We start from the raw sequence: 14584 nt of genomic DNA, 5'->3' as shown, positions 1-14584 counted from the left end.
CACGACCGGGACTCCGGCCGGCGGGATGCCCCCTCACGGGCGCTTCCGTCCGGGCTCCCTGCCGGGCCCCCGCCGGCAGGGAGCCCGTCCGCCCGCGGGCAGGGCGACGGGGTGCGGCCCGGGGGGAGACCCCGCGGGCGGGCGTTGCTACGGTGCTGGTCGCGCCGCACGATGCGGGCGTTGCGGCATCGAGCACACGGGGGATGAGATGGCACACGGCATGGCGCTGGCCAAGGGCGCCCGGATCACCGGGGGCGTCCTGTGTCTGCTGTTCTTCTTGTGGACGGCGTACTGGCTGGCCGTCGACATCGGCGCGTTCGGCATCGCCGGCGTCTGGGACAGCTGGACCGGCCGCCGTCCGCCGGGTCTCAACGAGGTCACCAACCCCGTCCAGCTGGGCTTCGCCCTCGTCCAACTCACCGCCGCCGGCGCCGCGTTCGCCGGCCGCCGCTCGGCCGGCGGGCTGCTGGCCGTGGCCACCACCGTCACCTTCGCCACCGCCCTCCAGGCCCTGATCAGCGTCGGCAACCACACCAGCGACGTGCGCTGGTTCCACCACGCCGAGACCGGCACCGCCACCTTCGACGGGGTCTTCCTCAGCGCGCTGCCGCTGTTCCTGCTGACCCTGGTCGCCGGCGTGGTGCTGCTGGCCGGGATGCGCTCCTGGCCGCGCCCGGCGCCCAGCGGGCCGCCGGCCCGTCCCGCCAAGTCCGCCGGTGTCGTCGGCGGACTGGTGCTCGGCGCGATGGCGCTGTGTTACGTCGCCTACCAGCTCTACATGCTGGTGCAGGGCGGTTCCGACGTCTTCACCGTGCTCTACCTCGGCAAGGGCGTGCTGACCTCGCTGCTGGCGCTCGCCCCGGGCTGGTACGCGGTGGTCTTTCTCGCGCTGACCGCGATCGCCGCCCTGAACTCCCTGATACGCGGCTGCGCGGCCCGCGGCCTCGCCCTGGGCCTGGCCGTCGCCCTGCTGCCCAACGCCGTGCTGACCGTCGTCTCGTTCCTCGGCTCCGGTTCGTTCCTGGAGATGAGCAAGGAGATGCCGGGCCTGAGCGTCCTCGTCTATGTGCAGCTGGCGCTCGACCTGTTCGGTTCACTGACGCTGGCGGCGCTGATGGTCCGCGGCGAGCCGGTCGCGCCCGTCTGGCAGCCGCCGCAGCCGCCGGCCGTCTCCTTCGCCGGCCCCGGTTTCGTGCCGGGCCCCGCGGTCCCGCCGCCGGCCGGCTGGCAGCAGCCCGGCCCACCGCCCATGCCCCCGGCCGGCGGCCCGCCCCTGCCGCCCGGCCCGCCGCAGGCCCCGCGGCCCCCGCAGTACCCGCAGGGCGGCTTCGGCCCGCCGCAGTACTGATCGCGGCACACAGCAAGCGCCTTCGGGCCCGTACCACGGACGCGGTACGGGCCCGCGGCGCTCTACTGCCCCGGGAGGGCGCGCTCGCCCGGGCGACGCGGTGGCGCGGCCGGCGGTGGCGACCGGCTGTGTCCTCGTCGGCCAACTGGTCACCGCGGCGCCGGCGTTCTGGCCGTCCACGGTGACCGACGCGCCGCTCGGGGCGGTCGGCGGCGCCGTCGGCCTGACCATCGTCGGCAACGTCCTCGACGCAGGGCGTCGTCGGCCGACCGCACGCCCTGGGCCCCGGTACACGACGAGGGCGGCCGCAGCGGACCGGTGTCCGCCGCGGCCGCCCCTACGGCCCCCTCCGGCCTCAGCCGGTCGGCCCCTGCATATGGGCGCTGACCCACTGCATCGTGCCCATGCCCATGCCCGTGACGTAGGTGGCGCCGCTGTGCGTGCCGTTCGGCACGATCTGCAGCCGCGTCTTCACCGGCCCGTGCCCGTACTGCGCGATGAACTTCCGCACCTTCGGCAGCACGGTGTTCTCCCGGGAACCGTCCTGGAAGGCGAGATAGACCTCCGGTCCGCGGCGGGCGATCAGCCGGTGCGCCAGCACCTCGGGGTTGTTCTCCCGCATCGCCGTGAGGTGGCCCCGCCACAGCGGCGAGTCCGGCACGATGTCCGGCCCGTTGGGGATCGCCACCTTGAAGTCGTTCGGGTTCTGCAGCACGTTCTTCAGCGCCGAGAAGCCGCCGGACGAGGAGCCCATGATGCACCAGGCGTCACGGGTCTTCAGGGTGCGGAAGTTCTCCCGGACCAGCTCGGGGACGTCCTTGCTCAGCCAGGTGCCGATCTTCGGCTGGCCCGGGATGTCACTGCCGTCGTAGTACTGCTTGTCGTTGGGGTTGAGCACCGGCATCACCACGATGAACGGCAGGCTCTTGCCGGCCTTCGACCAGGAGGCGAGGCTCTCCTCCAGCTTGAGGTCGGAGCCGATCCAGTAGTTCACCGGATAGCCGTAGGCGCCCGGCAGCGCCTCCATCACCGGGAAGCCCTTGTTCGCGTTCTTTTTCTCGTAGTACTCCGGCGGCGCCCAGACCCATACCTTCCCCGTGAAGCCGGACTTCTTCCCGTGGTAGGTGGTCACGGCTATCGGAGTGTTCTCCCCGGCCCCGCCGACCTTGCTGGTCTCCTGGAAGTTGATCGGGTGCGTGGGCATCTGCACCAGCGAGTTCCGGCCGGCCGGCGCGGTCTGCATGGCGGCACCCGACTTGGGGCCGCTGAACCGTACGGGGGCGCCCTGGGAGTCGTCGCTCGTGCCGCAGCCTGCCGTGGCACCGAGGACGGTCAGGGCGATCAACGCGACCACTGGTTTGAAAAGGGATTTGCGCACGGGACCTTCTCCTTGGCGAAGCGGCCGGGAGTTGTCCCGGCCGGCCAGCAAGAGGGGACGGGGCGGGGACAGGTTTCCCTCCCGCGGTGTCTGCTTTCTCGCACCGCTCCCGCCGAAAAGCCCGTGACCTGCTCTGACCTGTGGTGTTTACGGTCAACGGGGAACTGGTTTACCGTGATTTTCCCGGTGGAGGCGCAACTCCGGCGCCAGATGGCCCCCCGCACGCCCCCGCCCCGTCACCTTCCGTACAGGCCCGCGCCCGGCGCCCGGCCGCGGACCCGACGCCTCCGCCGCGCGCCCCACCGCCGGAACGAGCCCCCGGAACGAGCCCCTCCGGAACCCGCCGCGACGGCATCCGGGCCGGCCCTCCCGCACCGCCCTGTGACACCGCGCCACCCGGGCACCCCGGCATCCGGCCCGTATCCTCTCGCTATGACCTGGTCGCGTGCGCTGAAGGAGGCCGCCCGCTCCGGGCTGACCATCGAACGCACCAAGCTCACCCCGGTGATCGCGATCCGCGGCACCGCCGGCGTGGCCCTCGTCATCGGCCTGTGCCTGTGGCGCGGCACCCCCGCCCTCGCGGTCTCCTCCGCCTTCGGCGCCTTCTCCTCCGGCATCGTCACCTTCCAGCGCAGCATGCGGCCCCGCCCCGTCCTCGCGCTGGTCGTCGCCGGCGCGCTGGCGGTCTCCACCTTCCTCGGCTATCTGGCCGCCGCCCACCTCCTCGCGTTCGTGCTGCTGCTCACCGGCTGGACCTTCGTCGCCGGCATGGCCTGGGCGATCGGCCCGGTCTCCGGCCTCATCGGCACCCAGACCGTGGCGATCATGCTGATCACCGTCACCCTGCCGACGTCCGTGCTGGGCGCCCTGGAGCACGCCGCGCTGATCGCCTTCGGCGGCCTCGTCCAAGCCGTCCTCATCGTCGTCTTCCCGGTGCGCCCCTGGGGTGTCCAGCGCGACGCCCTCGCCGACGCCCTGGCCGCCGAGGCCGACTACGCCCGCCGGCTGCGGCACGACCCGGTGGCCCCCTTCGACCCCGCGCCCCTGATGGACGCCCGGCTCGCCTCCACCGTGACACCCCGCCAGGCCAGGCGCCGCCCCGTACAGCTGCACGGCCCCCGCGGCCTCGCCGAGCGCGTCCGCCCGGTCCTCGCCTCCCTGGCCGACCCGGTCGTCGGCGCCCCCCTGGAAGGACCCGAACGCGACCGCGCCCGTGAACTCCTGGGCGCCGCCGCCACCGTCCTGGACGCCGTCGCCCACGCCGTACGGCACGACCGGCCGGTCCGGCTGCCCCCGGAGGCGATGGCCGCCCTGGAGGTCCCGGCCACCGGCCCCATGCTCACCGGCCCCGGCCGCCGCGCCGCCTACCGCCTGATCTCCCTCCTCGCCGACGCCGTCGAGCTCACCGACGAGCCCGTCGAGGCCACCTGCCCCACCACCGCCGCCGAACGCGGCCACCTGCTGCGCCCCAGCGTCCCCAGACTCGTCCCGGTCGCCCTGCGCGCGCTGCGCCGCGAGGCCCGCTGGTCCTCCCACACCTTCCGGCACGCGCTGCGCGTCACCGCGGTCGCCGACGCCGGCTACCTGCTCGGCCACGCGCTCCACTTCGGCCACGGCTACTGGGCGCCGCTCGCCTCCGTCATGGTGATGCGCCCCGACTTCGCCCAGACCTACTCCCGCGGCGTCGCCCGCTTCGCCGGCACCGTCGTCGGCGTCACCCTCGCCGGCGCCCTGATGGCCCTGGCCCACCCCGGCGCCTACATCAGCGCCGCCCTCGCGCTCTTCTGCGTCTTCCTGATGTACCTGCTGATGCGCACCGGCTTCTCCGTCACCTCGGCCTGCGTCACCGGCTATGTCGTCTTCCTGCTCGGCATCGCCGGCGCCGGCTGGGAGCAGACCGTCCAGGAACGCCTCGTCCTCACCCTCGTCGGCGGGGTCCTGGCGATGCTGTCCTACGCGCTGTTCCCCGCCTGGGAGACGCCCCGGCTCCGCGACCGCCTCGCCGACTGGCTCACCACCAACGGCCGCTACGCCCTCGCCGTCCTCGACGGCTACGCCCGGCCCGCCGAGCGCCGCCCCCGGCAGGTCCGCGAAGCCCTGCTGGACGCCCGCGCGGCCCGCGCCGCCTGGGAGGTCAGCGAGGCCCGCGCCGAGAAGGAACCGGTCCGCCACCGCGGCCTCTCGCTCCACGCCGCCCGCTCCGCCGGCACGGTGCTCGCCACCATGGGCCGGGTCACGATGATCCTGGAGGCCCATCTGCCCGGCAAGGACGCCCAACCCACCCCCGGCGCCGCCGCGTTCGCGGACGCCCTGCGCCCAGCCCTGGAGCGCGCGGACCGGGCCGTCCGCGACGGGACCCGCCTGGACTGGAGCGCACCCCGCGCGGCCTGGGAGCGCTGGCACGACGCGGGCGAGCCCGCCGGCGTCGCCGTCCGCGCCGGCGAACTCCTCCTGGACGCTCTCGACGACCTCGCCGAGGCACTGCCCCCCGACCCCTGACGACCGGCCCTCCGCCGCCCGTCACGGTGCCCGTCCCCGCCCGGTCATCGTGACCGTCCCCGCCCCGCAGGAACCATTCAGCAGCCCCAGTAGTCTAGATAATTGCCCGCAATTACCGTCATTGGTCGGCCCATGACGCTCTCTGCGGCGCAATGTCCTCCCGAGAGAGAGCAAGCGAACTCCCCATGGCGTCCAGCACTTCGTCCGGAACGTACGACATAGGCATCGACCTCGGCACCGCCAACACCCTCGTCTACGCCCGCGGCAAAGGCGTGGTGCTGAACGAGCCGTCCGTGGTCGCCGTCAACGCCGCCGGCGAGGTCGTCGCCGTCGGCTCGGAGGCCAAACGCACCATCGGCCGCACGCCCTCCGGGATCACCGCGATGCGCCCCCTCCGGGAGGGCGTCATCGCCGACTTCGACGCCGCCGAGCAGATGCTCCGCGCCCTGATGAAGAAGGCCCTCCCCAGCCGCCGCTTCGCCCGCCCCCGGGTCGTCATCTGCGTCCCCTCCGGCATCACCGGCGTCGAACGCCGCGCCGTCATCGACTCCGCGCGCGGCGCCGGCGCCCGCGAGGTCCACCTCATCGAAGAACCGATGGCCGCCGCGATCGGCGCCGGTCTCCCCGTGGCCGAACCGGTTGGCTGCATGGTCGTCGACATCGGCGGCGGCACCACGGAGGTCGCCGTCGTCTCCATGGGCGGCCTGGTCACCGCCCACTCCGTACGGGTCGCCGGCGACGCCATGGACGTCGCCATCTCCACGTACATCAAGAAGGAACACGGCCTGGCCATCGGCGAACGCACCGCCGAGGACATCAAGATCGCCATCGGCTCGGCGGTCTGGACCCCGGAGGAGGACGGCCTCGACGCACTCTCCCCGGGCGCCCGCACCACCTCGGACGACACGGACGCCGACGCATCCGACGCCGACGGGCTCCCCGACCGGACCTCCCCCTACTCCTACACCGTCCGCGGCCGCGACCACCTCAGCGGCCTCCCCCGCCTCCAGGAGATCACCGCCGAGGAGATCCGCTCCGCCCTCGCCGAACCCGTCGAGGCGATCGTCCGCGCCGTCCACCGCACCCTCGACGAGTGCCCGCCGGAGCTCTCCGGCGACATCATCGAGCGCGGGATCGCCCTCACCGGCGGTGGCGCCCTGCTGCGCGGCCTGGACCGCCGCCTCCGCCAGGAGATGGGCGTGCCCGTCGTGGTCGCCGAGGCCCCGCTGGACTGCGTGGTCAACGGCACCGCCAAGTGCGTCGACGAGTTCGCCACCCTGCACGGCCTGCTGACGGGCGCGAAGGAACAGCCGCGCAAGACGGTGCGCCTGGGGCTGTAGCGCTACGACGAGGGCTCCGGCCCCGGGGGTACGTAGGGCGAGCGTGAGCAAACCGGAGGGCGGCCGCGACACCGGTCCGTCGCGGCCGCCCTCGTCGTGCTCACGCCCGTCCTACGTACGCCTCCAGCCCGTCCAGGATCCGCTCCAGCCCGAACGCCCAAGCCTGGTCCTGGGATTGGCCCTCGGTGGCGTCCGCCATCGCCGCCGCCACCGCCGGGAACCGCTCGGACCGCCCGACGAGCAGTTCGTTGAGCGCGGCACTCAGCACCGCCTCCGGCTTCTTCGCGCGGACGCTGCCCAGCCCCATGGACGCCGACACCTGCGCCATGGCCCGGATGTGCCCGCTCACCACGACGACGGCGTCCAGCCGCTCGCCCCCGGTCAGCCCGGTGCCCGCGAGCGCGGCCAGCGCCCGCTCCGTCCAGCCGAGTTCGTTGGGCCCCATGACCCGCGGCCCGACGATGGCGTTCAGCAGCCACGGGTGCCGTTCGAAGACCGCCGCGAGCCGCTCCGCCCACTCCCGCAGTGCGCCCCGCCAGTCGCCGGCCGCGGTGTCCGCCGGCTCCGGCGGTTCGCCCATCGCGCTGTCGATCATCAGCGCGACCAGCTCCGACTTGCCGGGCACATAGCGGTAGAGGGCCATCTTGGTGAAGTCCAGCTCCGCCGCGACCCGCTGCATGGAGACCGCGCCGAGGCCGCCGGCGTCGGCGAGGGCGATGGCCGTCTGTGTGATCCGCTCCAGGCTCAACGCCGGCTTGGGGCCGCGGCTCCGCCGCTCCCGCCCGCCCCACAGCAGCTCGACGCTGCCCGCCTGATCCCCGAACACACCGCTCTTCTCGTCTCCAGCCACGTCCGCATCCTAAAACTGTGTCCGGGTGTATACATTTCAGTGTCCGGCGGATACAGTTGTTCTGTCGCTACACCCACCACCAGATCACCGGACCCGCTTACCGGATCGACTGGATCGACCGGACTGATTGGATCGACACCAGGGGGGCGTCCCATGACGCAGGCATCTCACGCAACGCACCTATCGCACCCATCGGCATCGACATCGGCATCGACCGCGCGGACGGTGCTGATCTCCGGCGCCAGCATCGCCGGCCCCGCCCTCGCCTACTGGCTCGCCCGCTACGGCTTCCGCCCCACCGTGGTCGAGCTGGCTCCGGCCCTCCGCGGCGGCGGCTTCGCGGTCGACTTCCGCGGTGCCGCGCATCTGGCGGTGCTCCGGCGGATGGGTCTCCTGGAAAGGATCAGACAGCGCCGCACCGGCGGCAGCCCGATGACCTTCATCGACGCCCAGGGGAAGCAAGTGGCCGCCCTGCCACCCGAGTTCGCCGGCGGCGACGTGGAGATCCTCCGCTCCGAACTCTCCCGCATCCTCTACGAGCACAGTCACCCCCACGAGCACAGCCACCCCGGGCCCACACCTCACGACGCCGCGGCCACCACCGCCACCCCACCCGCCACCGAATACCTCTTCGGCGACTCCCTCACCTCCCTCACCGAAACCGCCGACGGCGTCCAGGTCACCTTCGAACGGGGCGCGCCCCGTAGCTTCGACCTCGTCGTCGGTGCCGACGGCCTGCACTCCACGGTGCGCCGCCTCGCCTTCGGCCCCGAAGAGGACTTCGTCAGCCACCTCGGCTACTACGTGGCCGGCTGGGACCTGCCGAAGAGCGCACCCCCGGACCTCGCGGCCCGCGCGGTCGGCTACAACGAGCCAGGCCGGCTGGTGACGGTCGGCCGCGTCCCCCGCCGCGCCGACGACCCGGCCTACGGCGGTGAGACCTTCTGCGTCTTCGGCTCCGAGCCACTGCACCACGACCGCCGCGACCCGCACGCGCAAAGAAGGGCCCTCGCCAGGGCCTACGAGGGCGCGGGCTGGCGCACCGCGGAACTCATCGACACCGTCTGGGACGCCGACGACCTCTACTTCGACGCCATCAGCCGCGTCGACGTACCGACGTGGTCGACGGGCCGGACAGCACTCCTCGGCGACGCCGCCTACGGTGCCACCGTAGGCGGGATGGGCACGGGCTCGGCGATCGTCGGCGCCTATGTCCTCGCCGGCGAACTGGCCCTCGCGGCCGGCGACCACCGCCGTGCCTTCGCCCGCTACGAGAAGAAGTTGCGCCCGTATGTCTCCCGCTGCCAGGAAGGCGGCCGGGGCACCGGTGAATTCCTGGCCCCGCCCACCCAGGAGGCACTCACCGCCCGCAACTCCGCCCTCAACGACCCGGCCGTCCTCACCGCCATGCTCCAGGAGGGCCACGACATCTCCGCCGACATAGCCCTCGACGACTACCCGTCACTGGTGCGCACCGCGGTGGTCTAGCCGAGTGCGTCCAAAGTCCCGCCTGCTCTTCGGGCGGACGACGGGACTTCGGACTCACTCGGCCAGGGTGCTTCTGACGGCTCTCCGCGGCGTCGTGGCGAGCACGGAAGCGGCGGCTCCCGGGCTCATGGCGCGGATCTGTGCGCCTGCCGAACCACGCCACTGCTTCAAGGAAGGAGGCCAGATCGTTTCCCCGGGCAGCCGGGGCAGGGATACAGTCCGGCCAGGGAGCGGACGGAGCAACGGACCAGGGGAGGGGCTGGCGTGTTCGAGATCGTGACCGCGGGAATGCTCACCGCGTTCCTCAGCGCGGTGGGGAACGGCGCCGGCGGCGAGATCGGCAAGCAGGCGCTTCTGTCGACGGGCACACTCGTGAGACGGACCCTGGGGCGTGAGACACCGCTGCCGGCCACTCCGGAGGGCCGGGAGGCGCTGGCACACGAGCTGTCCGCGCGGATGGCCGGGGATCGGCAGTGGAACGGCGCCTGGGCCCAGCTCCTGCGCAGCATGCCGGAACCGGACGCGTTCCTGCGCCCCGGAGCCGGACTGCCGCCCGCCACCAGGGAGTTCACCGACCGCGAGCGGGTGCTGAAGCAGCTCACGCGGGAGGCGACGCGACCGGCGGCCGGGCGCCCGCGGGTCGCTCTCCTCCACGGCCCGCCCGGCATCGGCACCACCGCGGTCGGCCTGCACTGGGGTGCCAACCAGCTCGCCCGGTACCCCGACGGACAGTTCTATGTCGACCTCCGCAACGCCACCGCGGAGAACGCCCCGGGACCGTCGGCCGTCCTGCTGCAACTGTTGCTCGCGATGGGAGTCCCACGGGAGAAGATCCCGCCCACGGAGGCCGGGCGTGAAGACCTCTACCGGCGCCTGACGGCCGGCCTTCGGGCGCTGATCGTGATCGACCACGCCACGTCCGTCGCACAGGTCCGCAATCTCGTTCCCGCCACCCCGGAGGTCTTCCTCCTGGTGATCGCGCCCGGCCCGGTCTTCGCCCTGGAGGCGGAGCGGATCGCCGTGCCCCCGCTCAAGGACCGGGACGCGGTCAAGATGCTGCGGAAGATCGCCGGCCCGGAGAAGCTCTCGCAGGTCAAGGCGGAGCTGCCGACGCTGCTGGGCCACTGCGCGGGCAACGCCTTCGCCCTGAAGGCGGCGGCCTACCGGCTGCTGACGACGGAACAGCCCGCACTGGAGCCGGCGGACGGGCCGATAGTGCCCTCACCGGTGCACGGCATGGCCCAGGCCGCCTGCCGCCGGCTGGACCCGGCGACGGCCCGGCTGTGCCGACTGGCCGCCGTGGGCGGCTGGCCCGCACTCGACGCCGGCCTGGCCGGCGCCACCGCGGACGTCACGCGGGAGGACGCCGCCCGGATGCTGGCCGAAGCGGTGGAGGCACGACTGCTGGAGCCGCTGCACGACGACCGCTTCCGTTTCCGCCCCGAGGTGCAACGCTTCCTGGCCGACGCCGCGGGGTCGGAGCACGGAATAGCGGAGTCCGCCGCGGCGGTGTCCCGCGCGCTCGACTGCGTCCTTGACCGTGCGCGGCACGCCGCCCATGCGGCACTGCCGCGGAGTTGGCGGGTCGAGCCGGCCCCGGCCGACGGGACGCCGTACGGCGACGAGGCCGCGGGTATGGCGGCCCTGCGGGCCGAGGCCGCCAACGTCATCCGGGCGGTCTCGCTGGCCCAGGCATACGGGCACATCGACCGGGCGCTGCACCTGGCCCGCGCACTGTGGCCGCTCCAGCTGAAGGCCGGCTACTGGGACGAGGTACTGCCCACGCTCCGGCTCGCGGCCCGTTGCGCCACCGAGCACCACACGGACTCCCGTACGGCAGCCGCGCTCCACTTCCAACTCGCCCACTGTCTCGGCGAACTGCGGCAGGAAGAAGAGGCCGGGCGCCAGGCCCGCCTCGCCGTCACCGCCGAGCGCGCGGCGGGCCACCTCCTGGGCGAGGCGTCATCCGTGGAACTCCTGGGCCTGCTGGAGCTTCAACGGTGGCGATACGACGAGGCGTACGAGCGGTTCGTCGAGGCCGAGCGGCTGTACCGGCGGATCTCACCCGGACAGGACGGCGCGGACGATCTCCCGCGCGCCCTCGCCCTGGCCGAGCGCCACCAGGGCCGGGCCCTGCGCGGCATGGGCCGGCTGGCGGAATCCCGCGCCAACCTGGAGCACGCGCGGGACTTCTTCGCGGCACAGGGCGAGGCGTACAACCAGGGCCGGGTCCTCACCGACCTCGCCGAGACGCTGCACGACGCGGGCGAAGCCGATGCGGCGCTGGCCGCGATCACCGAGGCCGAACGCCTCCTCCGCCCGGAGGAAGCCACTCCCCACCTGGAGTACCTCACCCACCTCCGCCAACGCTACGAGCAGCTCCCACACCAGAACCAGTAACAACACCGGACCGTGGCCCTGGCCCAGGCCGCGGCCGGGGCCAGGCCAGAAGGCACCTAGGGCACGGGAGAAGCCCCGCGACCGGGGCTGCGCGTCACCTCCACCGGATGTACCCCACCGGCCACCCGCACCCGAAGCACCATGGGCACCACCCCGTCCCGGGCCACCACCGCCCGGCCCCGAGGCACCGCCTTACCCCTGGCCACCCTCCCGCCCCGGGACCGGGCGGTGCCCCGCACCAGCCACGCGTGCAACGCCGACGCATAGACCGCCGGGTCGGCATCCGCCCCCGGCCCCGCCGACAGCCGGAGCACACCGAGGTCCCGGGTGCGCACCACGCAGCGGTCCGGGCCGCTTACGTACGCAGCGACCGAACAGTGCGGGTAGCGGCCGAGTACCTCCGCGGCCCACTCCTCCGGGCTGCCGAACCGGGGGTCGTCCGGCGGCCCGTCACGCAGGATCACATCGGCCGTCTCCAGGTCCGCGGGGTGCACGGTGTCCTCGTGGACCGCACGATGCGTCTCGCCGTCAGCGCCGTACGGATGCCCGACGGAGCGCTCGATCACGATCTCCGCACCGCGGACACACGCACGGACATCCAGGGAGCTGGTCCGCCGCGGAGGCTCGTACGGCGGCAGCGGCAACGGCTCGAGCCGCGCGGGCGCGGTGGGTTCAGCGAGATCCAGCAGCGCGTAGAAGTGCCGCCGCAGCAGTTCCGCCGAGGCGCCCGGCGCCGAGCTGGTGAACTCCGCGGGCCCGGCGAACGGCCGGTGCCGCGCCAGCAGTTCCGCCAGCTGACCGGGCAGCGATCCGTACGGATCGAGCCGCGGAGCCTGCCGGACGAACGCCGCGAGCGGCGCCTCCGGATCCAGCTTCTCCTCCCCGGCGGCCGCCAGCAGCACGGGTGTGCCCAGCGCCGCGGCATAGTAGGAGACCGCCCCGAAGTCCCCCACCACGGCATCCGCCGCCAGCAGTGCCTGCCGCCACGCGTGCACCGGGTCGATGAGGGTCAGTCCGTTGCGGCGGGCCCGATCCAGCCACACCCGGATCTGGCCCGGGCCGTGCCCGTACCAGATGTTCGGGTGCAGAACGGCCGCCAGCCGGTAGTCGTCGGCCGGCAGTTCGGCGGCGAGCCGGGGCAGCAGACTCGGCAGCAGGTCCTGGTCACCGCCGTTGCCGAACAGCCCTTCCGGATTCCAGGTCGAGTTCAGGACAACGAGTCGCTGCCCCCGGCGCACCCCCAGGGCACGCCGGAACCGCTCCCGATACGGCCCGGCGGCCACCATGCGGTCGAAACACGGGTCGCCGGCGAGTACCGCGGCCTTCTCGGCCTCCGGGCACGCGCGGCGCAACCGCGCCAACTGCTCCGGGTGGGAGAGCACCAGCCCGTCCACAAACGGCTTGCCGTCGGCCAGCAGCCACTCCCGCGACAACCCGAACGTCGGCTCCCGGCTCCCGGCTCCCGGCTCCCGGCTCCCGGCTCCCGGCTCCCGGCTCCCGGCTCCCGGCTCCCGGCNCGGCTCCCGGCTCCCGGCTCCCGGCTCCCGGCTCCCGGCTCCCGGCTCCCGGCTCCCGGCTCCCGGCTCCCGGCTCCCGGCTCCCGGCTCCCGGCGTAGCCAGCCTCTTAGTGTAGCCAACCCCATGCGACAAGACGGTCAATTTGCCGTCAATAAGGTGCAGTTCCCCACCAAAACTGGCAGATATCGCAAGGTCCACCGGCGTCCGCAGCGCCTGCTCCCACGGCACCACGGGCAGCCCCAACTCCTCGAACAGCTCCCGTATCCCGCCCTGGAACGCCGACGACTCCGTGGCGGTGACCAGCAGTTGCACCCGGAAGTCGTCATGGAACAGCGGCAGCACATCCAGCAGGCGCCCCGCGGAGGTCACGTTGTGCACCACGAACAGGACCCGCCGCGGCACCGCCCGACTGACCCAGCGATCGGCCCCCTCCCCGACCGGCACACGTATCACGGGGGAACCAGACGGCCCCACCTGTCACCTCCTGCTGCCCGGACGACCTCCACCACACTTCCCGATCACCCTAGCCATCCGCCCGCCCTCCCGAGATCCCACCCCGACCGCCCGCCGGACCCGCCGGGCATCGCCCACCCCGGCGGGCCGGCATCTCCCTCCGCTTCACGACCTACACCGGGTCGCGCACAGGGCTCAGGGGGCCCAGTGCCGGTATGCCTCCACCCACGCCCACCCCTGCGGCGTCGGTTCGGGCGGTGGCAGGTCGAGGATGCCGATCGCCTGGCGGTGCCTGCCACGCTTGCAGAGCGCGACGACGCCGCTGCCGGGCCGCAGTTGGACGGCGGTGACGGTGACCGCGGCACCCAGGACGGTGGTGTCGAACGGCAGGGCAAGGCGGTCGTCGATGACCGCGTGGAAGGCGCCGAGCTGTTCGTACGCGTCGTAGGCGTCCACGATCGCCTCAGCGACCATGGCGTCGAGTTCGGCCGCGGTGAGCTTCCTCATGACCTCTTCAGCCCCTTTCCCCTGTGGAGGAGTTCGGCGAGACGGGTACCGACCGGGGTCATGCCGGGCAGGGGCTCACGCTCGTAGTGGCTCTTCTTGCGGCGACGCAGCAGTGCTTCGCCGTCCCGTTCCCAGGTGAAGGCGGGTTTGCGCAGGAGCATGCGGAAGACGGCATCGGCTCCGTCAGGGTGCCGCTGGACGAGGCGGCGGATGACCATGGGGGAGACCGAGTCGTCGTTCAGGTATTCCCGCAGGCGCGTCAGATGCGTACGGTCGCGGCCCAATGCCGGATCGGCGAACAGCGCGTCGAGGCGGCCGAAGTCGGCGTAGTAGCAGAGACCTTCGGTCTCGTCGTAGATCACGGCGACGGTTTCCGCATCGAGGAGTTCTTGCGGCAGGCCGCTGAGTTCGTCGAGCGAGGGCCCGTCTCCCTCGGCGCGTTCGGCTGCCCCGCCGTCGAGTTCCGTGCGGACCTTGTCCTGCCGGTGACGGTGGTACTCCCGCAGCCGCTCCTGCGCCTGGGGCGGCTCCAGCACGAGCAGGTCGGTGCCGAACAACTCGACGAAGTCGGCGCGGGCCTCGGCCTCCAACTCCCAGGCCCTCCGCCGCATTTCGGGATTGCGGAGCAGCAACTGCGGATGCGCGGAGAGCGTTTGGACGGCGTCCTGAGCCAGCTCCGGGCCGGCACCGGACGGGTAGACGGTGAGATTGCCGCTGACCAGCCAGTCGTCGGTGGCGGGATGGACGGGCACGATGCGGGCGACGACGAACATCCCCTTGCGGAGCTTCCTGAGCGCACGGCA

The 14584-nt window shown here is 73.0% G+C and carries 10 protein-coding genes; 5 read left to right on the top strand and 5 right to left on the bottom strand.

The features are described 5' to 3' along the window. The first annotated feature begins 208 nt into the window (after positions 1-208). Entirely contained in the window at positions 209-1348 is a 1140-nt protein-coding gene (locus B073_RS46815; protein ID WP_158690267.1) for a hypothetical protein, read from the top strand. Between the two features lie 355 nt (positions 1349-1703). Here B073_RS46815 and B073_RS0130945 read toward each other — a convergent pair whose 3' ends face one another. Next, positions 1704-2726, bottom strand: coding sequence for an alpha/beta hydrolase (locus tag B073_RS0130945; RefSeq protein WP_026247886.1), 1023 nt, complete (start codon positions 2724-2726; stop codon positions 1704-1706). 432 nt (positions 2727-3158) lie between these two features. Between B073_RS0130945 and B073_RS0130940 the strand changes: the two genes are divergently transcribed. After that, positions 3159-5225 carry an FUSC family protein gene (locus B073_RS0130940; protein ID WP_018541961.1) on the top strand — a complete coding sequence of 689 codons (2067 nt, stop codon included), beginning with the start codon at positions 3159-3161 and terminating at the stop codon, positions 5223-5225. Between the two features lie 185 nt (positions 5226-5410). After that, positions 5411-6565, top strand: coding sequence for a rod shape-determining protein (locus B073_RS0130935; RefSeq protein WP_018541960.1), 1155 nt, complete (start codon positions 5411-5413; stop codon positions 6563-6565). A 100-nt stretch (positions 6566-6665) separates the two neighbouring features. On the opposite strand, the gene B073_RS0130930 is transcribed toward B073_RS0130935, so the two are convergent. Continuing rightward, the gene (locus B073_RS0130930) at positions 6666-7415 is read right to left on the bottom strand and encodes a TetR/AcrR family transcriptional regulator (protein WP_106732010.1); all 750 of its coding nucleotides are present in this window, start codon (positions 7413-7415) and stop codon (positions 6666-6668) included. A gap of 225 nt (positions 7416-7640) precedes the next feature. Here B073_RS0130930 and B073_RS0130925 point away from each other — a divergent pair, with 225 nt between their 5' ends. Both B073_RS0130925 and B073_RS0130920 read left to right on the top strand, forming a co-directional pair. Then, on the top strand, positions 7641-8903 hold the full coding sequence (locus B073_RS0130925) for an FAD-dependent monooxygenase (protein ID WP_018541958.1): 1263 nt from the start codon (positions 7641-7643) through the stop codon (positions 8901-8903). Positions 8904-9167: 264 nt separating this feature from the next. Next, positions 9168-11303: an ATP-binding protein gene (locus B073_RS0130920; protein ID WP_018541957.1), complete on the top strand. Its 2136-nt coding sequence runs from the start codon at positions 9168-9170 to the stop codon at positions 11301-11303. Positions 11304-11359: 56 nt separating this feature from the next. Here B073_RS0130920 and B073_RS41690 read toward each other — a convergent pair whose 3' ends face one another. The 3 genes from B073_RS41690 to B073_RS43030 form a co-directional block, all read right to left on the bottom strand. Beyond that, positions 11360-12736 carry a hypothetical protein gene (locus tag B073_RS41690; RefSeq protein ID WP_018541956.1) on the bottom strand — a complete coding sequence of 459 codons (1377 nt, stop codon included), beginning with the start codon at positions 12734-12736 and terminating at the stop codon, positions 11360-11362. A gap of 733 nt (positions 12737-13469) precedes the next feature. Then, positions 13470-13781, bottom strand: a complete 312-nt coding sequence (locus B073_RS0130910; protein ID WP_018541955.1) for a hypothetical protein — start codon at positions 13779-13781, stop codon at positions 13470-13472. Next, positions 13778-14584, bottom strand: an 807-nt coding sequence (locus tag B073_RS43030) for a hypothetical protein (protein ID WP_051094275.1), incomplete at its 5' end; no start/stop codon positions are given. The genes B073_RS43030 and B073_RS0130910, both read right to left, overlap by 4 nt.

The sequence above is a fragment of the Streptomyces sp. MspMP-M5 genome (genome assembly GCF_000373585.1).
GTDB lineage: Bacteria > Actinomycetota > Actinomycetes > Streptomycetales > Streptomycetaceae > Streptomyces.
Note: the sequence above shows the minus strand (reverse complement) of the source record. Positions and strands in the feature narration are given on the sequence as shown.